This window comes from Chryseobacterium rhizoplanae, assembly GCF_900182655.1.
In the GTDB taxonomy this organism is placed as follows: Bacteria; Bacteroidota; Bacteroidia; order Flavobacteriales; family Weeksellaceae; genus Chryseobacterium; species Chryseobacterium rhizoplanae.
The window spans coordinates 143,470-166,349 of the sequence record NZ_FXTC01000003.1; the positions used below are offsets into that span (position 1 = coordinate 143,470).

At 35.1% G+C, this 22,880-nt stretch carries 22 protein-coding genes and 1 other RNA gene; 7 read left to right on the plus strand and 16 right to left on the minus strand.

Annotated features, from left to right (window positions below):
- Nucleotides 1-84: 84 nt before the first annotated feature.
- Nucleotides 85-315: a hypothetical protein gene (locus FN817_RS09250; RefSeq protein ID WP_142717678.1), complete on the plus strand. Its 231-nt coding sequence runs from the start codon at nt 85-87 to the stop codon at nt 313-315.
- Between the two features lie 58 nt (nt 316-373).
- Here FN817_RS09250 and FN817_RS09255 read toward each other — a convergent pair whose 3' ends face one another.
- Nucleotides 374-967: a hypothetical protein gene (locus FN817_RS09255; RefSeq protein ID WP_142717679.1), complete on the minus strand. Its 594-nt coding sequence runs from the start codon at nt 965-967 to the stop codon at nt 374-376.
- A gap of 68 nt (nt 968-1,035) precedes the next feature.
- Here FN817_RS09255 and FN817_RS09260 point away from each other — a divergent pair, with 68 nt between their 5' ends.
- Nucleotides 1,036-2,271 carry a porin family protein gene (locus tag FN817_RS09260; RefSeq protein ID WP_142717680.1) on the plus strand — a complete coding sequence of 412 codons (1,236 nt, stop codon included), beginning with the start codon at nt 1,036-1,038 and terminating at the stop codon, nt 2,269-2,271.
- On the opposite strand, the gene FN817_RS09265 is transcribed toward FN817_RS09260, so the two are convergent.
- From FN817_RS09265 to FN817_RS09290, 6 genes are all read right to left on the minus strand, one after another.
- On the minus strand, nt 2,268-2,912 hold the full coding sequence (locus tag FN817_RS09265; RefSeq protein ID WP_142717681.1) for an HD domain-containing protein: 645 nt from the start codon (nt 2,910-2,912) through the stop codon (nt 2,268-2,270). The two genes, FN817_RS09260 and FN817_RS09265, sit on opposite strands and share 4 nt — an antisense overlap.
- Nucleotides 2,909-3,754, minus strand: coding sequence for an alpha/beta hydrolase family protein (locus FN817_RS09270; protein WP_142717682.1), 846 nt, complete (start codon nt 3,752-3,754; stop codon nt 2,909-2,911). The genes FN817_RS09265 and FN817_RS09270 overlap by 4 nt, the downstream gene beginning before the upstream one ends.
- A 90-nt stretch (nt 3,755-3,844) precedes the next feature.
- Nucleotides 3,845-4,735, minus strand: coding sequence for a ribokinase (locus FN817_RS09275; RefSeq protein WP_142717683.1), 891 nt, complete (start codon nt 4,733-4,735; stop codon nt 3,845-3,847).
- Nucleotides 4,736-4,802: 67 nt separating this feature from the next.
- The gene (locus FN817_RS09280; protein ID WP_047420797.1) at nt 4,803-5,438 is read right to left on the minus strand and encodes a DUF4241 domain-containing protein; all 636 of its coding nucleotides are present in this window, start codon (nt 5,436-5,438) and stop codon (nt 4,803-4,805) included.
- A 5-nt stretch (nt 5,439-5,443) separates the two neighbouring features.
- The gene (locus FN817_RS09285; RefSeq protein WP_142717684.1) at nt 5,444-5,809 is read right to left on the minus strand and encodes a GIY-YIG nuclease family protein; all 366 of its coding nucleotides are present in this window, start codon (nt 5,807-5,809) and stop codon (nt 5,444-5,446) included.
- A gap of 67 nt (nt 5,810-5,876) precedes the next feature.
- The gene (locus tag FN817_RS09290) at nt 5,877-8,492 is read right to left on the minus strand and encodes a valine--tRNA ligase (RefSeq protein WP_142717685.1); all 2,616 of its coding nucleotides are present in this window, start codon (nt 8,490-8,492) and stop codon (nt 5,877-5,879) included.
- A gap of 128 nt (nt 8,493-8,620) precedes the next feature.
- Between FN817_RS09290 and FN817_RS09295 the strand changes: the two genes are divergently transcribed.
- On the plus strand, nt 8,621-9,097 hold the full coding sequence (locus tag FN817_RS09295; RefSeq protein WP_047386795.1) for a DUF1573 domain-containing protein: 477 nt from the start codon (nt 8,621-8,623) through the stop codon (nt 9,095-9,097).
- 294 nt (nt 9,098-9,391) lie between these two features.
- Nucleotides 9,392-10,261: a polyphosphate kinase 2 family protein gene (locus FN817_RS09300; protein ID WP_142717686.1), complete on the plus strand. Its 870-nt coding sequence runs from the start codon at nt 9,392-9,394 to the stop codon at nt 10,259-10,261.
- Between the two features lie 11 nt (nt 10,262-10,272).
- Here FN817_RS09300 and FN817_RS09305 read toward each other — a convergent pair whose 3' ends face one another.
- The 4 genes from FN817_RS09305 to rnpB all read right to left on the minus strand — a co-directional run bounded on the left by FN817_RS09305 (nt 10,273) and on the right by rnpB (nt 12,486).
- Entirely contained in the window at nt 10,273-10,860 is a 588-nt protein-coding gene (locus FN817_RS09305) for a glycine-rich domain-containing protein (protein ID WP_142717687.1), read from the minus strand.
- A gap of 46 nt (nt 10,861-10,906) precedes the next feature.
- The gene (locus FN817_RS09310; protein ID WP_142717688.1) at nt 10,907-11,434 is read right to left on the minus strand and encodes a hypothetical protein; all 528 of its coding nucleotides are present in this window, start codon (nt 11,432-11,434) and stop codon (nt 10,907-10,909) included.
- A 22-nt stretch (nt 11,435-11,456) separates the two neighbouring features.
- Complete coding sequence (locus FN817_RS09315) at nt 11,457-11,987, minus strand: hypothetical protein (RefSeq protein ID WP_142717689.1); 531 nt, start codon at nt 11,985-11,987, stop codon at nt 11,457-11,459.
- A gap of 174 nt (nt 11,988-12,161) precedes the next feature.
- Nucleotides 12,162-12,486, minus strand: an RNA gene (gene rnpB / locus FN817_RS09320) — RNase P RNA component class A.
- A gap of 157 nt (nt 12,487-12,643) precedes the next feature.
- Between rnpB and FN817_RS09325 the strand changes: the two genes are divergently transcribed.
- Genes FN817_RS09325 through FN817_RS09335 form a run of 3 tightly spaced genes read left to right on the plus strand, consistent with a single transcriptional unit; the run spans nt 12,644 to nt 15,486 of the window.
- On the plus strand, nt 12,644-13,135 hold the full coding sequence (locus FN817_RS09325) for an RNA polymerase sigma factor (protein WP_047420794.1): 492 nt from the start codon (nt 12,644-12,646) through the stop codon (nt 13,133-13,135).
- Complete coding sequence (locus tag FN817_RS09330) at nt 13,128-13,802, plus strand: hypothetical protein (protein WP_047420793.1); 675 nt, start codon at nt 13,128-13,130, stop codon at nt 13,800-13,802. The genes FN817_RS09325 and FN817_RS09330 overlap by 8 nt, the downstream gene beginning before the upstream one ends.
- Nucleotides 13,803-13,860: 58 nt before the next feature.
- Nucleotides 13,861-15,486 (plus strand): AMP-binding protein, encoded by a 1,626-nt coding sequence (locus FN817_RS09335; RefSeq protein ID WP_142717690.1) that lies wholly within the window; start codon nt 13,861-13,863, stop codon nt 15,484-15,486.
- A gap of 120 nt (nt 15,487-15,606) precedes the next feature.
- Here the strand turns inward: FN817_RS09335 and rpoN are convergent, their stop codons facing one another.
- The 5 genes from rpoN to FN817_RS09360 form a co-directional block, all read right to left on the minus strand.
- A complete protein-coding gene (gene rpoN, locus FN817_RS09340) occupies nt 15,607-17,070 on the minus strand; it encodes an RNA polymerase factor sigma-54 (protein WP_142717691.1) in 1,464 nt (487 codons plus the stop codon).
- A gap of 159 nt (nt 17,071-17,229) precedes the next feature.
- Complete coding sequence (gene asnS, locus FN817_RS09345; RefSeq protein ID WP_142717692.1) at nt 17,230-18,678, minus strand: asparagine--tRNA ligase; 1,449 nt, start codon at nt 18,676-18,678, stop codon at nt 17,230-17,232.
- 748 nt (nt 18,679-19,426) lie between these two features.
- Entirely contained in the window at nt 19,427-21,160 is a 1,734-nt protein-coding gene (locus tag FN817_RS09350) for a helix-turn-helix domain-containing protein (RefSeq protein WP_142717693.1), read from the minus strand.
- A 155-nt stretch (nt 21,161-21,315) separates the two neighbouring features.
- On the minus strand, nt 21,316-21,957 hold the full coding sequence (locus tag FN817_RS09355) for a hypothetical protein (RefSeq protein WP_142717694.1): 642 nt from the start codon (nt 21,955-21,957) through the stop codon (nt 21,316-21,318).
- A 2-nt stretch (nt 21,958-21,959) separates the two neighbouring features.
- Nucleotides 21,960-22,589 (minus strand): LA_2272 family surface repeat-containing protein, encoded by a 630-nt coding sequence (locus tag FN817_RS09360; RefSeq protein ID WP_142717695.1) that lies wholly within the window; start codon nt 22,587-22,589, stop codon nt 21,960-21,962.
- Between the last annotated feature and the right edge of the window lie 291 nt (nt 22,590-22,880).

Below are 22,880 nucleotides of genomic sequence, written 5' to 3' on the forward strand. Positions count from 1 at the left end.
ATAAACTTCTTTTTCATAACGAATAAATTCGTAAATTAGGGTGTAATGTATTTCACGATGCATTATATTTTAAAAACATAAATCATGGAAAAAGAAATTTGCAAAATCAGTATTGCCAATAGCTGGCTTGGTGATGAGTATATTTTTTATGAAAACAATACCATAAAAAGAGTATATGATCATCACAGCCTGAGTTCCAATAAAACGGAATGGGTTACTCCAAAAGAAATCAGTAAACAAAGCAAGGACAAACTGGTCAGATCCTGTCCTGAGGAATTCAAAGAACAAATTATGCAAATCCTGGATTATCCTTAACAGAAATAATAATGGGTAATAAGTCTTTTATAGTACTCATTACCCATTTATTCTATTCTTATTTATTTTTCTTCAGAAGCAACACCAGATTGAGAAACAGAAGCAGGAAATCCAGTGTAATCCAGATGCCCAGTTTTGTATTCTCATAATTGTAGGCATCTACCTGTTTTTTTGCTGATTCAGAAAGTTTCATACTTTGGTTGATGTAATTCTGTACCTCTACAATCTGATCTATATTTTTATTCGGCACGGAATGTTGCGAAAAGTATACGAGATTTTTCTTTCCGAGATATCCTACAATCCAGTATTCATCAGACTTATCCATTTTCAGGTATTCTATTCTGTAGTATTCCGGACGTATTTTTCCGATATGTTTGGGCTCAAGAGTTGTGTTTTGATCGGTTTTATTTACATTGATCAGATAAAAATCCAATGCCTGGGGAAGTTTATTAATAACCTGCAGTCCTACAGAATTATCCACAAATGCTACCGCACTTTTCTTAATAAACCAGTACGTAAAAACAGAAATTGAGAAAACTACTGTTACTATACGGAACAGCTTTGCCCACTTCATCATACTTCCCGATTTCACTTTAAATAAAACCAGAGAAAGAACAGATGCCAGAAATATTATAAAAATAATGAGTGTCATATTCTACAAAGATACTTCTTCTCTCTATTTTATCTATATTTGCGGCCATATTTTAATCTTAATTAACTATGAAAAAAACATTCTCAGTACTCCTTTCCTTCTGTATTGCGTTAATCTGCGCTCAGATAAAATTTGAAAAAGGTTATATCATCAACAGTAATAATGTAAAGAAAGAAGTACTTATCAAAAATCAGGGATGGGCAAACAACCCTGACAGCTTCACTTACAAAACAGATGAAAAATCAGGAGAAAGTACTGGTACACCCTCTACAATTAAAGAATTTGAGATTTACAATGATGTAAAATATGTTACCTATAACGGTGACATTGATTATTCGTCTGATAATACCGGGGATTTTTCTTCCAACAAAGAACCTGAGTTGAAAAAAGCTTCTGTATTCCTTAAGGAAATTGTAACAGGCAGTAAAAACCTCTACTCATATCAGGGTCAAAATATCACAAGGTACTTTTATTCTGACTCAAATTCTTCTATTCAGCCATTGATTTATAAAAAATACTTTTTCAATGGAAACAATCTGCAGGTTGCAACAAATGAAAAATATATTGATCAATTGAAAACTATATTCTCAGATGATAATACAGCTCAGACAATTGCTCTAAAAACAAAATATACGAGTAATGATCTAAAGAAAATTTTCTCAACATATAACAGCAATATTTCTGGAACTACTAACGAAGAAACTCCTTCTGAGACTAAAAGAAATTCTAAGTTTAACTTGGCTGTCAGACCTGGGCTCAATTTTTACTCACCATTGGAAATAACAAAAACTTTTAGTAATGAAGGGGCTCCTTCAAAAACTGGATTCAGGATAGGAGTTGAAGCAGAAATTGTATTACCATTCAATAAAAACAAATGGTCAGTTGTAATTGAACCTACATTCTCACTTTACAATAACAAAACGGCTGTAAGAACAACTAACGGTAATTTGTATAACATAAATGTAGATAATTATTCATTTATAAGTATTCCTCTAAGTGTAAGACACTACATGTTTATCAATGATAAATCAAAGATCTTTATTAATGCAGGTATTAATGTTCTAACTCTGAAAACAAGTTCAGCTAAGGATTTCCCATTAGATTATGATGGATATGTATTTGACAGATTTAAGTTATCTTCATCTCAGGCTTTCAAAAGCGCTGTATTTGGAATAGGGTATAATTATAATAACAAATACATTATAGAAGCTAGGTATAATACGGGCATGAATCTACTTGAAGAAAAAGGTCCTGAGGCAAATCTAAAGTATGCTTCCTTAATCCTGGGATATAATATTTTCTAATCTACATTCCATTCTTTATAAAACTGGTCGAGGAAATTCAGCATATAATTGTGTCTTTCTTCGGCCATTTTTTTCCCCTTTTCGGTGTTCATCATGTCTTTCAGAAGCAATAGTTTTTCGTAGAAATGATTGATAGTTGTGCCATCAGACTTTTTATATTCTTCTTTTGACATTCCCAATTTAGGCTTCATATCCGGATGGTACATCAGGTTATTCTTAAAGCCTCCGAAATTGAACGTTCTGGCAATTCCAATTGCTCCAATTGCATCAATACGGTCGGCATCCTGCACGATTTTAAGTTCAATAGGTGGATTTAACGGAGCCTGATCTCTATTTTTAAATGAAATATTTTCAATCACAAATAAAACCTTCAGGATTGTTTCTTCGGGAACATTTTGCTCTTCAAGAAATGCTCTGGCTATTTTGGGAGCAATGGTTTCATCTCCGTTATGAAATTTAGGATCTGCAATATCGTGAAGAAGCGCAGACAATTCTACAACCTCTTGATCACAATCTTCTGTTTCTGCTATTTGAGCGGCCAGTTTCCAGACTCTTTCAATATGGAACCAGTCATGTCCCGCTTCTGCTCCTTCTAATTTTTCTTTTACAAATGCTATTGTGTTGTCAATCGTACTTTTCATTTATCTATCAGTTCATTTAAAATAATATCCCAGAGTTTACTATTGTAACTTCTAAAAAAATTGACATGTCCGATTTCCTTTTTATCAGATTCTGAAACAGCAACCAATCTGTAAGTTGGTTTAAGATTAGGATAAGTATTATTTAATAAGCTTAAAACTCCTTTTTCTGTGAGCCAGACATCATCTTCTGCACGGATTACAAATACTTTCTGTGTCAAATTTTTAGAAAAGTCATCAATTTTCTCCAACAGTCTGTTGGTTGATTTCTTGTTTAAAATTAAGGTTCTCCAGTCATATGCGCAATTTTTTGGAAGACTTTCTCCCAGTCCAAACCAATGTGCCGGAAAATACCCTAGTAATGAAGTGGTTAATGGCTGAACAATTCCAAAGCCAAAATATGCTTCAATTTTTGTTCTCCACTTCAGATTACCCACAAAAGCATTTTGTGTTCCCACAAAAATAAATTCTTCAAAAATTTCAGAGTCTTCATTCATTCCCAGAATTAAAGCACCTACAGAATGGCCTAAGCAAAACTTTTTATAGTCTTTAAAATTTGTTTTGATATATTGGGTTAAAGCTTTGTAATCTTTTGAGCCCCACAATCTCATAGAACCATGAAATCCTCTCATATCTTTCGGCTTGGAAAGTCCTATTCCCCTGTAATCATAAGTAATCACTGTAAATCCCTGTTCAGAAAAATAACTGGCAAAAGAAAAATACACTTGCTGTTTTACTCCTGTTGCCGAATTAATCAGCAATAGTTTCCCATTACTTTTTTCAGGCTTAAAGAGATGGACAGCGAGAGAAATATGGTCTTCTGTGGTCAATATTAGTTTTTCCATAGTATAAAAAGAAAAAATCCACTATAAAAGTGGACATTTTACTTATATTTTTATGTTAAGTTTCAGACTTTTGATATGTCGTAAATAGCTTTAAGAAAAGAAGTCTGACATTCTTGGCAACCCTGTCTGAGAACCCTTACCCCCGGAAACTCTTGATGAAACTTCATTTCCAAATTTCACGCATTCTTCAATAGAGTTCCCATGGCAAAGCGCAATAGCAAATCCTGACGTAAATGCATCGCCCATTCCCATTTTATAAACTTTCTCGTCTTTGTCGTTTCTATAATATTTCATCTCTGTGCCATCAAAATAAATGGTTGAGTTGGTATCATCTCTTACAAAAACTTTATTGAAATATTTCTTAAGGACCTCTTCCCTCTTTTCTTCTCCGAAAATGGTGTATAACTCGTTGCTTTTAGCTACAATAAAATCAACCTTTTCTAAAACTTCTTCACTGACTCTCATTGCAGGAGAAGCATATAGGCCAACTTTCTTACCATATTTCTTGGCTTTTTTAACGGTATGCTCTACCACCTCCATAGAAACTTCAAGCTGTACCAGTACAAGATCTGCAGTATTAAAATACTTATCTGCTTCGTCTATATGCGATTTGCTGAGATATTTATTGGCTGCCGGTACAACAACAATAGCTGCATTGCCATGAGAAGTTGTCACATAAGCTGTTCCTGTAGCCTCTTTATCTGTTTCATGTACAAAACCTACATTTACATTTTCACTTACCAGATTTCTCATGATTTGCTGACCAAGGGGATCCATTCCCACACATCCTATAAAGTACACACTTGCACCCAGCCTGGCAGTACCTACCGACTGATTGGCTCCTTTACCCCCAAAATAGCTATCTGACTTAACAGCCAAGACCGTTTCGTTGGGTGAAGGAAGTTTTTCGGTTTCAAGAACCAAATCTATGGATGAGCTGCCCACAACAATAATTCGGGGTTGTTCTGATGAGAAATTCATTGTGTTTTGTATTAGCTTTAAAATTTATAACTGACAAAATCGTGTTCCAAAAGTAACTAATTTTAAGTTAACTTATTTCTATAAATTCAGTAATTATTTTCACTGGTAATTGATTTTCATCATATGCTATATAACTGGCATAAAATCCTTCCCCATATCCGGTTTCAAAAGCAAATATAGTTCCGGGATGCTCTTTTGCAGGTTTCAGGAAGGCATATTGGTCAATAGCACCGTTTTCATCAAAGAAATACTCATGGAAAAATTCTTCGTAGATTCCCATAAAATCACCGCCTTTATTCTGGAATAGTCTCTGTTCAAGCTCGTTGAGGCTATTTTGAGTATCAACATCCATGAAACATCCCATCCCGCTTTCTACAGGATAACCAAAGATTTCTTCTTTTGCCAGATCTTTTATGTTCTGTCCTGCCGTAGTTGCCAGTTTCCATTCTTTAATTTCAGAATTATTGAATATGATTTCAGCATAAGCCACACAGTTACTGTTTCTTTCTTTGTGCACGATCACAGAAAAATCCCCCTTCGGAAATTCTGTAGTGAAAGGAAGCATATCATTGGTGATTAATGGATCGCAGGCAACCAGCTTTCCACTGGAAAGATAGATCTTCCCCGCTTCAAAACTTTCTAACAATGGATTTTCTACAAAATCCTTCGAGAATAGTTTTTTTATGTTTTCTATATGTGTCATTTTATTTATTCTTTATTTTCAGTGTCAGGCCGAGCGGAGTCGAAGCCTTTGGGATTTTTATCATTAAAATTATCTGCATGGCTGTCATTTCGGCAAATAGATAATTCTTTCAGCTTATCCCAATTATCATTTATAGTAGCTTCCTTTTTCTTACGACTCCAGCCCTTCACTTGTTTTTCAAATGCTATTGCCTGAATAATATCATTAAACAGATAAAAGAAGACCAGCTCAACCGGTCTTCTTTTATACGTATAACTTTCAGGAAATTTCCCTGACTGATGCTGAGAAAATCTCAATTCAATATCATTGGTAACTCCTGTATAATAGGAATTATCGGAACATTTTAAAATATATACAAAATATTGTTTCATCTTTCAAAAAGGCTTCGACTCTGCTCAGCCTGACATTCCGACAAATTACCCTATTATTAGGTAATTTTTACAAACTTTTCAGTTTCTCTTCAAGGATCGCAATTTTATCCTGAGCATCTTTCTGCTTCTTACGCTCCACTTCTACAACTTCAGGTTTAGCATTGGCAACAAACTTTTCATTGGAAAGTTTCTTATCAACTGAAATTAAGAACCCTTTTAAATATTTCAATTCTTCTTCAGTTTTTGCTTTTTCTTCTCCTAAATCTAAGTTTTCACTTAAAGGAATAGAAACCTCAGTCGCTCCTACCAGGAAAGTAAAGCTAGGCTTATCTGTTTTTTGTCCAAAATAGATTTCAGAAACATTAGCCAGTTTTCTTACTACAGCTTCATTGGCAAATTCAGATGCATTGGTATAAACCTCAACAGCTTCTCTTGGCGAAATTCCTTTTGTCTGGCGGTAATTTCTAACTCCTGAAATTAATTCAGCTGTGATTTCAAAGTTTTTAATAGCTTCTTCACTAAAGCTATCGGCATTCTTCTGCTGAGCAATAACAAGCGCTTCATCAATACTTCTTTCAGAAATCAACTGCCAGATTTCTTCAGACTGGAATGGCATGAACGGATGAAGCAGCTTCATCAATTCTTCAAAGAAATAAATGGTTTTATTATATACTTCTTTAGAAATTCCTTCTCCATAGTTAGGCTTGATTGCTTCAAGATACCAACCACAAAAATCATCCCAAATTAATTTATAGATCAAATGCAACGCATCAGAAATTCTGAACTTCTCAAACTGATCATTAATTTCAACGATTGTTTTGTTCAGTTTATTTTCAAACCATTCAATAGCCTGATTATCTGTAGCAATTGCAGGTTTATCTTCGTGATTCCACATATTGATCAAACGGAATGCACTCCAGATTTTGGTCATAAAGTTTCTTCCCTGAAGCATTAAGTCTTCATCAAAAAGAAGGTCATTACCTGCAGCAGAACTCAATAGAATTCCTACGCGTACCCCATCAGCACCATATTTTTCCATTAATTCAATAGGATCCGGAGAGTTTCCTAAAGATTTTGACATTTTTCTTCTTTGCTTATCTCTTACAATTCCTGTAAAGTAAACATTTTTGAACGGAACTTCTTTTTTGTATTCCAATCCGGACATGATCATTCTTGCCACCCAGAAGAAAATAATATCAGGGGCAGTTACCAGGTCAGAAGTAGGATAATAATACTGGATATCTTTATTTTCAGGATCTAAAAGCCCTTCAAACACAGACATTGGCCATAGCCAGGCTGAGAACCATGTATCTAATGTGTCCTGATCCTGTCTTAAACTCTCCAGAGTAAGTTCCGGATTTCCGGATTTCTGTTTTGCTAATTCTAAAGCTTCTTCAGCTGTTTCAGCTACTACAAAATCTTCATCTCCTGTTCCGAAGTAAAAAGCAGGAATCTGCTGTCCCCACCATAGCTGACGGGAAATATTCCAGTCACGGATGTTTTCCATCCAATGTTTGTAGGTATTTTTAAATTTCTCAGGATAGAATTTTACATCATCATCCATTACCACATCTAAAGCAGGCTTAGCAAGATCAGACATCTTAAGAAACCACTGTACAGAAATTTTAGGTTCAATTACGGCACCTGTTCTTTCCGAAGTTCCTACTTTATTTACATAGTCTTCAGCTTTCAGTAAAAGATCTTTTTCTTCAAGTTCTTTTGCAATCTGCTTTCTTACGTCAAATCTATTCTTTCCGGCATAATGCAATCCATGCTCATTAAGGTTTCCGTCATCATCCAGAGCATCAATCATTTTCAACTGGTGTTTCTGTCCGATTTCGTAGTCATTCACGTCGTGTGCCGGTGTAATTTTCAAAGCTCCGGTTCCGAATTCAATATCAACATATTCGTCTTCAATGATTGGCACTACTCTGTTCACAATCGGTACAATTACATTTTTACCTTTTAAATGAGCATATCTTTCGTCATTAGGATTGATACAAACTGCGGTATCTCCAAAAATAGTTTCAGGACGTGTAGTAGCCACTGAAAGGAACTCTTCTGAGCCTTCAATTTTATATTTAAGGAAATATAGTTTTCCGTTTTGTTCTTTGAATATTACTTCTTCATCAGAAATATTGGTCTTTGCTTCAGGATCCCAGTTGACCATTCTGTATCCTCTGTAGATCTTTCCTTTATTATACAGATCTACAAAGCTTATAATAACCTGTTTTGAAAGGTTATCTTCCATGGTAAAACGGGTTCTGTCCCAATCACAAGAACATCCCAGTTTTTTCAGCTGCTCAAGAATGGTCCCTCCATATTTGTGAGTCCAGTCCCAGGCATGTTTTAGAAATTCTTCACGGGTAAGATCTGACTTATTGATTCCTTCAGACTTCAATTTAGCAACAACTTTAGCTTCAGTAGCAATTGAAGCATGATCTGTTCCCGGAATCCAACAAGCATTAAACCCGCGCATTCTTGCACGACGGACCAGAACATCTTGAATGGTATTGTTCAACATATGTCCCATGTGTAATATCCCCGTCACATTTGGTGGAGGAATGACCACGGTATATGGTGGTTTGTCATTAGGTTCTGAATGGAAATATTTATTTTCCAACCAGTAATTGTACCATTTCTGTTCTGTTTCCTGTGGATTGTACTTTTCTGAAATCTGCATAAATTCTATTTCTTTGGCTTGCAATTTGCAAAAATAGTCTAAAGAAAAAAATTTTTAAGCATGAATTAAAATAATTTTTAACTTTGTTTCACAAAATTTATCTAACAAACGTATTAACATTCAAGAATATGAAAAAACTAATTGCAGGAATTGCATTATTCGGGACATTTGCAATTGCATCTGCACAAACGATTACATTTGATAAAACAACTTTCGATTACGGTACTATTAAGCCTAACGCTGATGGTACAAGATTCTTTACTGTAACGAATTCAGGTGATAAGCCTTTGATTCTTTCAAACGTAAAGCCTTCTTGTGGATGTACAACTCCTGAGTTCAGCCAGGACCCTATCATGCCGGGTAAATCCGCTAAGATCAAAGTTGGATACAACACTGCTATTCCTGGAGGTTTCAACAAAATGATTGAGGTTTTCTCTAATGACCCTGTAAACAGCAGAAGTGTAATTTACATTAAAGGTAATGTAGACGCTAATGCTCCTGCTCCTGTTGCTGAAGCAAAAGTATTGACTCCTGCAGAACAGAAAGAAGCTGCTAAAGCTGAGAAAAAAGCTGCTAAACTAGCTAAAAAGGCTGCTGCGAAGTAATCTCTACTCAAAAAAATAAAAAAACCGTCTCCATAGAGGCGGTTTTTTTATTACATTTATGTTTGTTTAGGTGGCAGGTAGCGGATAATAGGTGACAGGAAATAGTGTTGATGTTTATCTAAATATTATTTCTGTTTTGGCTGAAGCCAATGGATACTTTTAAACTCTGGCTGGGCTAAAGCCCACCCCTATTGAATTTTAATAACAACATCTTTTAATCTTTTAATCTTTTAATCTTTTAATCTTTTAATCTTTTAATCTTTTAATCTTTTAATCTTTTAATCTTTTAAATATATGGACACCAATTTCTCAGATGACTTTAAGGTAAACGGAAAATTTTCAATAAAAAAAACTTCAACATCGTATAAAGGAAAGCTCACCAAAGAAGATGGAGAACAAATGCTGATTCAGGAGAAAGAAAAGCTTCGTGAACTGCAGGAAAAATTATATGCTGACGGAAGCCAGTCTCTTCTGGTTGTATTACAGGCTATGGATGCAGCGGGAAAAGACAGTATGATAGAACATGTTTTCGGAGGAGTGAATCCGCAGGGATGCAATGTGACCAGTTTCAAAACACCGAGTTCTAAAGAATATTCCCATGATTTTCTATGGAGACATTATCTCGCGTTGCCACAGAAAGGAATGATCGGGATTTTCAACCGCTCTCATTATGAAAGTGTCCTGGTCTGCAAAGTACATCCAGAATATAATTTAAGTGAAAAAACGTGGTCTTCTGTAAAAGATTTCGACAATAAATTCTGGGAAAACAGATATGAAAGTATCAGGAATTTTGAAAAACATCTTTCACAGAACGGAACAACGGTTGTAAAGATCTTTTTACATGTTTCTAAAGATGAGCAGAAAAAAAGGCTTCTGGACAGAATCAATGAACAGGAAAAAAACTGGAAATTCTCTGCAGGAGATCTTCCGGAAAGAGCATTATTCGATCAGTATATGGAAGCTTATGAAACAGCCATCAATGAAACATCGAAAGATCATGCTCCCTGGTATGTACTTCCTGCAGACAACAAATGGTTTGCAAGAGTGGCTGCTATCCAGATCATTATTGATACTCTTGAAAAAATGAATCTCAAATATCCTTCTCTTTCTGATAAAGACAAAGAAGACCTTCAACGGGCCAAAACACAATTAATGGGAGAATAATCAGTCATGGTTTATTTCAAAACCGATCTGTGATGAATATAATTAAAGACCTTTGAATGTAATTTTTCAAAGGTTTTTTTCCATGTAAATTGTCCGGTAGTTTTGACCTTATTTACATTTTCCGGTAATAGGAATGGTATAATTTCCTTTGGAATACGCCAGAAAACTTCAGGTGGGTTTTGCCTGAAAATATTGATGTAAAGTTTTAATGTTTCCAGATACCAATCCTGATGCTTATGATAATCATTAATTCCACCTACATTTGGGAAATGATGCAGCTCCCTTTCCAGGATCTTCGGACAGAATTCTTTCCAGTATTCGGTGGTGTAAAGCAAATGCATGTGCCATACTTTATCTACTACAATTGAAGGAGAGGCTCCGTTTTTTGAGACACAGCATAAGTAAACAAACTTTTTATATTCTTCAATGGCAAGCAGACAGAATCTCCTCGTCCACCCTTCAGTCTGAGCCAGTTTTCTGGAAAATGGAATGATGACAGCCTGATCAATCTGATACGCTGAAATTCTCTCCCACAAAGGATTCTGGTCATAATCTAACTGTTTGTTATCCAATAAAACGGAAGTAAATTCGGGTTTCATAATGTCAACATTTTAATTGGTAATTCTGTAATTAATATAAGCCCTATCAACCTCCGCATCCACAGGATAAAGGACTATTATAGGTATAAATTTCTTTTTTGTAATGACCTTGAATTAATTTTGCAAAATCATCCCTGGTCATATCCGTATCAACATCTGTATCTCCTAAATGTAATTGAAAATCTTTTTCGGGGTACAAATCTACTGTCACCGAAAGAACGGCATCAACAATCTGAATTTCAGAAATTTCATCCCATATCAATTGCTGTTTTGTCTTATGATTAAAAATTCCTGTTTGGGTGATGGATAGTATTTCCACAGCTTCTTCTTCCGGAGTTCTCTGCTCCGTAATGCATGTGATCAAGATTTTTACTGAACCATAAAAGAAAACTGATATCAATACAAGTACAATAACCGAAATTAAAAACTTAAAGAAATTACTGCTTATTAACAAAAGATATATTGTTGCACAAAGAGCGGCCAATAGAGCAAGTGAGATGAGAATAAAGAAAATAATCCCCAAATACCCGGGTTTTCTTTGTCTTGATTTATATAAAGTGATTTCTGTTTGCATTTTGTATGTTTCTATATTAAAATCAACAACCACAACCGCAGGACACAGGAGTAATGTAAGTATAAATTTCTTTTTTATAATGATATTCCAATAATTTTTCAAAATCCTCCTGCTTCATTTGTTTCTGAAGATCTGTATTAAAAAGGTTAAGTTTAAAATCTTTTCCAGAATCAAAATCTACGGTTACAGACAATATAGAATCTATAATCTGTATTTCTGAAATAGTTCCCCATTCAGCTTTTCTATTTTCTGGGTAATAAGTTATTCCTTCTTTTGAGATGTTTAAAGCAGGAGAAATAACCGGACGTTTTGTTTGTTTTCTTATCAGATAAAGAAAATGTTTTATGATCAGATAATTTAAAAACATCAACCCGATCCATATTATTTTATTAAGAATCTTTATCACTACAACATTGGTAATATCACTAAAAAAACAAGTCAGACATTGGTCAATTGCCCAAAATAGTCCATATACAAAGGCAATGTAGAGTAGAATAAGAATATACCCGGGTTTTTCCTCAGGAACTGAATGTAGTGTGATTTCTGTTTTCATTTTTATTTGTTTATACAAATGTGTGATAACAGAACAATATAAAAATCCTTTATTCGTCTTATTTGGTTTTGCACAAGTCTTATATTAGACTTATATAAAACAAATATCTCTTTCACAAATAATTATGAAAACAGATTTGATTTAAGAATAAAATTGGACGAAGATTATATAAAAAAAACGAGAAAATCTATAAGCCGGATTTTGTACTTCCGAAGAAGTGCCTGTTATTTATCTACGTGTTACATTGCTGCAACACTTGAGCTGATTACCCCTCGGTTTTCAGGACGAGCCGCCCCTATTTCCATTACTGAAAAGAACCGATATACTTACCATTGCACCGCAAAGAGTTTACCTGGTTTCACTACAGCCGAACTGTACTTGCTTTCTGTTGCACTTGTCCTACCCTCACGGGTGACGGATGTTATCCGCTTTGCTGCTCTATGGTGTCCGGACTTTCCTACCTCCCGTAAAACGGGAAATCAACAAGCCGATTTTCTCGCGGATGCAAAGATACATAAATTTCGCAAAGAAAGCGGAGAAAGCCAGGACAGAGAGAGAAATCTAAATTATTAATTCTCTTTTTCCATTTTTACGATTTTACATTATAATTTTCACCAATTACCACTTTATTATTATCTTCGTGCCATTATACATCTATGGATTCCAGAGAAAAAGAATTTGCGAAGCTTATCAAGGATAATCAGGGTCTGATTATCAAAGTATCGCGCCTGTATACCAATTCTCTGGAAGATGAAGAAGATCTTTTCCAGGAAATTGTTTTACAGCTTTGGAGAAGCTATGATTCCTTTAAAGGAAATTCCAAGATTTCCACATGGATGTATCGTGTAGCGCTCAATACAGCCATTACCCTCTTTAGAAAAAAAAGCAAAAGTCTTCCTACAAATGAGCTGGACATCAACCACAAGGATTTTGTGGAAGATGACGATGACAAACAGCAGCAGGTATCACTTTTGTATACTGTAATCAAGACTCTTCCTAATGTAGAAAGAGCCATTGTCATGATGTATCTTGACGATCTGCCTTACAAGGATATTGCAGAAAACCTCGGTATCACTGAAGTCAATGCACGTGTGAAAATGAACAGATTAAAGAAAACCCTTAAAGAACAGATGGAAAAATATGCCTGAATTTGATCTAGATAGTTTAAAAAAAACATGGCAGGAACAACCTGTACAGCCTAAATATGACGACAAGGAGATTCTCCAGATGTTGAATAGAAAGTCACGTAATTACATCAAATATATTTTCTGGATCAGCGTTGTAGAATTTTTATTCTTTTCCGTATTAGGTCTGTTTTATCTTTTCCCTGAAGAAGAATCAGACAGTTTCCGTAAAATGCTGGAAAGACTAGGTGCCCAGGAAGCTCCGGAAGTAGAAAACAACTTCGGTCATGCTTATTTAGCTATAAAGGTCTTAAGTCTATTGATTACAGCATATTTTGTATTGAAATTCTATCAGAATTACAGAAGAATCAAGATTGAGGAAAATCTGAAGGGTCTTATCACCCGAATTATTAAATTCAAAACAACAGTAAATGCTTTTATCCTGATCAGCATTGTATTATTGCTGATATTCACGTTTGTATTAACCGCGTTCATATTTTACACTTTAAATTCTCAGAATATACAGCCTAGCGGCTCAAACCTTACCATCATTATCGTAGGAATTATTGTCAGTACTTTATTAGGTATATCCATGATCTGGCTTTATTACAGGCTGGTATATGGTACAATTATTAAAAAGCTTGATAAAAATTTAAAGCAACTTAAAGAAATAGATTCTCAGGAAAGTTAATATACATAGGCATATTTCGGGATATAATTATTAATTTTAGCCCACCAAATCTTAAACTATGCCCTTATCTTATGTGTATGGAACTTCTGAGGTTCCATTATTAGGACAGACCATCGGAGCCAATCTTAAAAGTACTGTCGAAAAATATCCCCATCAGGAAGCATTAGTCTGTGTTCATCAGAATTACAGAGCTACATACCAGGAATTTTACAATCAGACAACTGCCGTTGCCAAAGCTTTACTGCTTTTGGGAGCAAAATCCGGTGACAGAATCGGAATCTGGTCTTCCAACCGTTATGAATGGGTTCTTTTGCAGTATGCCACTGCGAGAATAGGAACTATTTTAGTCAATATCAATCCGGCCTACAGGACTCATGAACTCACCTATGTTCTTAATCAGTCTGAAGTTCGTTTTATTTTTTCGTCTTTAAGCTTTAAAAGCAGCAACTATAAAGAAATGGTTGAGTATGCCAAAGAAGTATGCCCTACCCTTGAGCATGAGATATTCTTTGATGAAAACTGGGAAGCATTTGTCAATAACGGCCAGGATATTTCAGATGAAGTTCTCCACAGTTTTGAAGAACATGTACAGTTTGATGATCCTGTTAATATTCAATATACTTCCGGAACTACAGGTTTCCCGAAAGGCGTTACGCTTTCTCATCATAATATCCTGAACAACGGCTATTTTATCGGAATCAGATTAAAATATACTGAGAAAGACCGCGTCTGTATTCCGGTACCTTTTTACCATTGTTTTGGTATGGTAATCGGAAATATATGCTGCACAGCCCACGGAGCCTGCATGGTAATTCCTAACGACAGCTTTGAACCGGAAATCACTTTAAAAGCCGTTTCTGAAGAAAAATGTACTTCTTTGTATGGGGTTCCTACCATGTTTATTGCGGAACTGGCGGTAAAAGGTTTTGATAAGTATGATTTTTCAAGTTTAAGGACGGGTGTCATGGCAGGATCAGTATGTCCTCCGGAAATTATGAAAAAGGTAGAGAGCCTGATGAATATTAAAGAAATGAGCATCTGCTACGGAATGACGGAAACTTCACCCGTATCTACCCAAACTTTAATTGGAACGCCGCTGGAAAAGCAGGTCAGTACTGTGGGAACTGTTCAGGATCATCTTGAGATCAAAATTGTGGATGAAAATGGCAGAACCCTGAAACGCGGCGAACATGGTGAACTTTGCACAAGAGGCTATTCTGTCATGCTGAAATACTGGAATGATCCTGAAAACACAAAAAAAGTACTGGATGATGCACGCTGGATGCATACCGGAGATATGGCAGTAATGGATAAAGACGGATATATTACCATTTCCGGAAGAATAAAAGACCTCATCATCCGTGGCGGAGAAAATATTTCACCCAAAGAAATTGAAGATTTTTTATACACGTACACCAATATCCTTGATGTTCAGATCATTGGAGTTCCAAGTGAAAGATTCGGGGAAGAAGTGATGGCCTGGGTCAAAGTAAGGAAAGGATTCACTATCACAGCAGAGGAACTTCAGGAATATTGCAAAGGAAGAATTTCCCACTATAAAGTCCCGAAATACTGGAAGTTTGTAGATGAGTTCCCAATGACTATTTCCGGCAAAATAAGAAAGGTAGAAATGAGAGAAATCTCTATGAGGGAATTGGGACTGGAGAATGTAAAGCAGATATGATAAGATTAAAAATGCAAAATTGCGAAATGATGAAATTGTTGAATCTGACAAATAATTTTTACCATTCAAACCTATAAAAAACAAAAAAGCATTTCAGTTTGAAATGCTTTTTTTATGTTTTTAAAGTTCTTTTCTTAATCTTGCTACAGGAATATTGAGCTGTTCACGATATTTTGCAATCGTTCTTCTGGCAATATTATAACCCTGTTCTTTTAGGATTACTACTAATGCATCATCTGTAAGCGGCTTTCTTTTATTTTCTTTGCTGATGACTTCCTGAAGGTGGGTTTTGATCTCTTTGGTAGAAACTTCTTCTCCATCATCATTCGTTAAGCTGTCTGAAAACAGGTCTTTAAGATATACAATCCCGTTAGGAGTATCTGCATACTTACTTTTTACCACTCTTGAAATGGTAGAGATATCAAATCCCGTAATATCTGCAACGTCCTTTAAGATCATTGGTTTCAGAGATTTTTCGTCTCCGGTAATGAAATAATCCTTCTGGAATTTCACAATCGCTGTAATCGTCTGTAATAAGGTATTCTGACGTTGATTAATAGCATCAATATACCATTTTGCAGCATCCAGTTTCTGTTTGATAAATAATGCAGCCTGCTTATGCTCTGACGAATTTTTATCATGGGAGTAAGTCGTCAGAATATCTTTATATTCTTCAGAAACTCTTAAAGTAGGCGCATTTTTGCTGTTAAGCATAGGAATCACTAATCCGTCTTTTACCTGAATCACAAAATCCGGAATAATTTCCTGATTAATTGTAATGGTTTGCGTATCAAAGTTTCCACCTACTTTCGGGGATAATTTTGAGATTTCGTCCAGTGCATCTTTCAGATCTTCTTCTTCAATATCATATTTCTGAATGATCTTGTTGTAATGCTTATTCGTCAGGGCTTCAAACTGATGTCTCAAAATATTGGCAGCTAAAGAAACTGCTTTATCTGAGCTTACTTTCTTTTCAATTTGCAGCAATAAACATTCCTGCAGGCCTCTTGCTCCTACTCCGGACGGGTCCAGCTTCTGAACATAGTTCTCCAGGATATCCTCAACTTTTTCTTTGGTTGTATAAATACCTTGTGAGAAAGCAAGATCATCAACAATAGACTTGATTTCTCTTCTAAGATATCCGTCTGTATCTAAGTTCCCGATAAGGTATTCTGCAATCTTAAGATCTTCCTCACTGATATTCACCAGGTGTATCTGCTCTGTAAGATAGTCGTATAAAGACTGTCCCTCCGTGAGAAGACTTTCATTGTCAAATTCTTCATCATCCGGAGAATAGTTGCTGGATGCGGTTTTATAGCTTGGTTCATCGTCATAGATATATTCATTGACGTCGAAATCTGTTTCAATGCTTTCTGTACCCTCATCCTTATAAGCATCTTCCAGGGAAGAGTATTCATCTTCTTTAGAATCTTCTTTCGCAATTTCCAAAGCCGGGTTTTCTTCTAACTCTCTCTCCAGCTCCTCTTCAAATTCCAGAGTATGAAGTTGAATAAGCTTCATCAACTGGATTTGCTGAGGGGCCAGCTTTTGTCCTAATTTGAGTTGTAAGTGTTGTTTAAGCATATTCTTATTTGCGTTTTAACATAACATATTCTACGAATTTAATAAATTTATTTGACAAAAAACACATTTAGCATGATTTTTGCAGTATACATCCCATCTTAATAAACTATTGAAAAATAAAAAAAGCCTTAACTTGTGATTAAGGCTTTTTTTATTGCTCTAGAATTCAGCGCTTTTCGGCGTTCTTGGGAAAGGAATCACATCTCTGATATTTGTCATTCCTGTTACGAAAAGAACTAGTCTTTCCAGTCCTAAACCAAAGCCCGCATGCGGTACAGAACCGAATTTTCTGGTATCAAGGTACCACCAAAGCTCATGCTCATCTACATGCATATCTGCCATTTTCTGTTTTAAAACATCTAATCTTGCTTCTCTTTCAGATCCACCGATGATCTCACCGATACCAGGGAAAAGAACATCCATTGCTGCAACGGTTTTGTTGTCATCGTTCAGTTTCATATAGAAAGCTTTGATTTCTTTCGGGTAGTCAAATAATACTACCGGGCTTTCAAAATGCTTTTCTACAAGGTATCTTTCATGCTCAGACTGAAGGTCTGTTCCCCATTTTTCAACCGGGTAAGCAAATTTTCCTTTTTTGTTTTCTTTAGAGTTCAACAGGATTTCGATTGCTTCTGTATAGCTTACACGCTTGAAACGCTTAGCCACTACATTCTGAAGTTTTTCGATAAGACCTTCTTTAGCTCTTTCTTTTTCCGGTTTTGTTTTCTGTTCTTCTGCAAAACGATTGTCTAAGAACTCCAGATCATCTTTGCAGTTATCCAATACATACTGGATCACATATTTCAAGAAATCTTCCGCAAGGTCGATATTGTCTTCAAGGTTGTTGAAAGCTACTTCCGGCTCAATCATCCAGAACTCGGCAAGGTGTCTTGTGGTGTTAGAATTTTCAGCACGGAAAGTAGGTCCGAAAGTATAAATTCTTCCCAATCCCATCGCAGCAGTTTCTCCTTCAAGCTGTCCTGAAACGGTAAGGTTGGTTTTTTTACCGAAGAAATCCTGTGCAAAATCAATTTCGCCTTCTTCCGTTTTCGGCATATTGTTCAGATCAAAGTTGGTTACTCCGAACATTTCACCTGCTCCTTCCGCATCTGCGCCTGTAATAACCGGTGTGTTGATATAGAAAAACTGGTTCTGGTTGAAGAATGAGTGAACAGCAAAACTTACTGCATGACGCACTCTGAACACCGCTCCGAAAAGGTTCGTTCTGAATCTTAAGTGTGCCTGCTCACGAAGTTTTTCAAGACTGTGTTTCTTAGGCTGAAGAATTGTACTCTGAAGTTCTTCTGTAAAGTTATCTCCTAAAATAATGATCTTTTTAGCGATAATTTCCACAGATTGTCCTGCTCCCTGGCTTTCCACCACTTCTCCTATTACTTTCAGGGAAGAAGCTGTACTGATATTCTTGATAATAGCTTCATCAAAATTTTCGAAATCAACAACTATCTGCAAATTATTAATCGTAGAACCATCATTAAGTGCAATAAAGCGATTTGCACGGAATGATCTTACCCATCCGTAAACAGTAATGTCATGATGTAATACTTTCTTGTAATCCTTTAGGATTTCTTTGATCGTTTGCTTTTTCATTTGTTGATGATAAATTTTTTATATAAAAATTAATGTCCGCAAAGTTACAAAAAAACAGCGCAACTTGATGATTGCGCCGTCTTTAAAAATCATTTAACAGGTATTTAAACTTTCAGTTCAGGAAATTCACCTTTTTTCTTCTGCAGACTCTCCTTCATTTTCAGGTACATTTCCACTCAATATTATCCTGAACTTCAATAAAATCCGGAATAAACACCCGGAATAAACACACTTACACTATCACTTTTAAAGAATAAAATATTATTTTACTCTGGGTTTTCATGGAATTAGTTTATTGAAATGGTTATTAGTTTTTAAGTGATAAGTTTGTGGTAAATTACCGGGTCATACATCCATTTTTAGACTATACTATACTTTTAAACTTTGTGGCGGATGAACCGGATTTACTGTTTAATGATTTTAAATGATCACTACACTTTACATCTCTGAATTCTGAACAATTACTTCATTATTTACATTTAATTTTCTGGTTATTTTTTCTGGTTTTTATCCTCTTCATGATTAGTTTTATGATACAATTCCTGACTTGATTTCTTTTAATGATCAACAGTTTGGAACTGATATCTTGTATTGTGCACATACAAAATAAATGGTTGTGTTTTTACCTGAAGCAAAGATGCAGGAAGTGAAATAATGACACAAGTGAATGGTCTATAGATTCATAAATTTATATACCTAAAATCATGAATCTATAAACAATAATAAAATGAATATCAACAAATTAAACCTAATTTGAAGACATGTTTTCAATTTCTTTCAGATAGATAGAAAGAGGGGTTCCGGTTCTTTTTTTGAAGGCTAAAGTGAAAGCCTGTTCGTTATTATATCCTAATTCTTCTGCGATAAAAGGAATTTTATAGGACCTGAATTTTCTGTCAGTGGCCAATCTGCTGATGGCATAGTCAATACGGAGATCGTTGAGATACGTTGCAAAGTTTTTTCCTTTGTAAGTATTGATAATTTCTGACAGATATTTAGAGTTTGTTTTTATTTTTTTGGCAAGGCTTCCCAACGTAATTCCTTTATTCAAAAACTGATCTTTGCTTTCAAATATTTCAAGTTCCTTTAAAATGGTCTGGGCAATATCTTCAGAAACCGTTCTGGATGTTTTGTCTTCAGAATTTTCCGTATTTTCTACCGGATGAATTTCTTGTCCGGCTTCCGGCTCTTTATTTTTCACTACTCTTTTTTCATTTACAGATTGAATCAGATCCTGGGCTATCTTTTTATAGTTCTTTTCAGATTTTTTATATTTAAAATAAACATTGATAAACAGAAGGTGTGATATCAACAAAAGACTCAGTACAATATAAAACAGACTCTTCCTTTTGGTAAGCTCGTTAGTAATATCTTCCTTCTCCTGCTGCAACTCCGGCGTATCATATCTTCTCGGAAGCTCTCTGGAAATGTACCTGAACTGCGTATCCAGGACCTGATCAACTTTTAGAAAACGGTCTACATAATACAGCTGCTTTTCTTTATCACCGTTTTCTTTATAATAATCAATCAGATAGGTATATACATCTCTCAGCTCCGGATAGATATAATTTGTTTTAAGAACCATAGAATCAATCTTCCGGAAAAAGTCTACAGATTTTTCTTTTTCCTGAAGCCCGGCATAGGATTTCCCTAAATATAAAAGAGTATAATGCTGGTTTCTTTTACTGCCACTATTATTGGTAAAGAAATATTTTTCACACTCCAGTAAACCGTCAATTGCTTTCTGATAATTTTTTGAATGAAGATGATAATAGCCCAGCAGCCCAAGGTTTTGATAATAACGGTAAACATCTTTACTTTTTTTGGAACCCTGTAAACCTTCCTGTATCAATGCATATGCAGAATCCATTTTATTGATCTCTATATAAGCATCTGCCAGGTTTAATTTGAGGGAATTGATCTCCGTCTCATTCATATAATCGGCATCATAAGCATAATGCCTCAGTACTTTTGCAGTCTCCTCATGTTTCCCGATATAATTGTTGAGATAGGCAATACTGATATGGGCCATGGCAATCTGCCTTTTATTTCCTTTTTCTTTTGCATACTTCAAACCTAGGATATAATTATTCAATGCAGACTGAAGATTATCATTTCTAAAATAAAGATTTCCTCTTAAAAGATAAATTCTGGCCGGATAGGTATTTTCTTTAGAGTTTTGGGTGATATGCTGTAAGCTGTCAAGGTATTTTAGTGCATTAGGTAAATCCTCGTCAAAATGAAGCATAACGTACCCTTCAGCAATCTGAGTTGTATTGTTTTCAGACTTTGCTTTTTTAAGATAAGAACTGGCAATACTTTTTGAGTTGTTTGTATCTCCGGGAAGAGCCTTATAAAATTCGTCTTCCAATTCTTTATAAGTCCGTTTTTCCGGATTATTTTTTTCGGTATTATTGGTCTGTGCCTGAAAAAACACATTCCATATCATCAAAAACAGGATTAAACATTTTATTTTCATCATTCATCCGAGCTATATTACAAAAATATTATTTTTCTTCTGTAGATGCACCACTGCTTTTGCTTTTTTCATGTATTAATCAATATTTTCATTAAATTTAATGCTGATAAGTCTCTAAAAAGAGAGTACAGACTGATGGCTGCACTCTCTTCAAAAAATTATTTCCATTCTACTCTACCCTCAAGATAATATACTCTTCCATCACTCTCGTAAAGAAGATCATATCCCTGGGATGTCAGATAAAAATGGCAAACCTTTGTTTCTCCGCTTCTATCTTTAAAATCGATAACAGCCGGACACATTTTAGCATGATCCATTTTTTTCACAATCAGGTCAAAATTTTTCTGAATATTTTTTTTGCTGTAAAGCGACAGCATCCTGTCATCAATAAACCGGATATATTTCAGAGATGAAAGCGGATAAGTAATCAATTTAAAAGGTTTTCCCGCAAGCTTAGCTGCATTTTCATTAAAAAAATTCGTGATTGAAAGACTATCCCGGGTAATATTTTTCACCACGCTTGATTCATATCTTTGTCCATCCGTAAATTCCATACTGTAGATGGCTTCCATTTTAATGGCAAAACCTTTCCCTGATTTTCTTAAATCTTTTAAATCTGTAAATTCTTTTCCTTTTTTAATCACAATCAAAACATTTCCTTCTCCAAAATCACAGTCATAATATTTTTTATAATCAAAAGGTTCTTCTGTAGAAGTATTCACTGTATCATTAGTGGTATTTTGTGAAAAAATACGTACTGAAAACAGGAATAAAAATAATATGAGTTTATAATTTTTCATGTCTAATTTGTTTTCTGTTTTTTAAAATTCCAGTTGATGAGCGGAAGTTTTCTTTTTCCGTTTTCATTCCATCCGCCGATCTGGATTCCTCTGAAATCTTCACATTTGTTATACAAACCAATCTGCAACCCACGGCATTTATGTCCAATATTGGCCAACGGTGCTGCAGAAACACCTTTCATCTCATGATGCAGGTTAAAAAATGGAGAAACAGATACTCCGTTGGTCACCGCATATGTGTTGATATTACTCGAAACATTGATCTCCAGACCATTTGTAACAGTAGGTTCCATATTGATCAGAGACAATTGAAGTCCATTGATTGTATTCATCTTTTCACGGGGAACCATTACATAATCATCATTGCCTGGTAATTGTAAGTTGACAAGCATCAACGGAGGAAGAAAAATACCCAGGAAGTTGAATCCCATTCCTAATCCGTTTACTTTTTTAGGCTTAAAATGATCTTCCTCATCATAGTATTTAAATAAAATCCCGTTGACATTTCTGACATTCTTTGAAGGGGAAGCTGCAATAAATCTCGGTTTCAAAGAATCTGCTTTTAAACTGTCTGATGCATAAGCCAGACTATTGAATAAAAGAACTGCTGCAAATAAAATTCGTGTTTTCATAACGCATTATTTTAAAATTACATTTCAAAATTATCAGCAGAAAGCACAGTTTTGAATGTGAAAAAAAATTAAAAAAAACATTCTGTTTGCGAAAATCACAAAATACGGGCTGGAAACTGGAAGAAAGAGGTTCGAAGTTACTTTGAGTGATCAATAGTAATCGTGCTTATATTTCCAATTACTTTTAAATTATTATTGATTCTTTCGACTACCAATACTTCCCGCCTTCAAGCTTCCCACCTTTTAAACAGAAAATCAAAAACTCTTTCCACAAAAAATATTACATTTGTG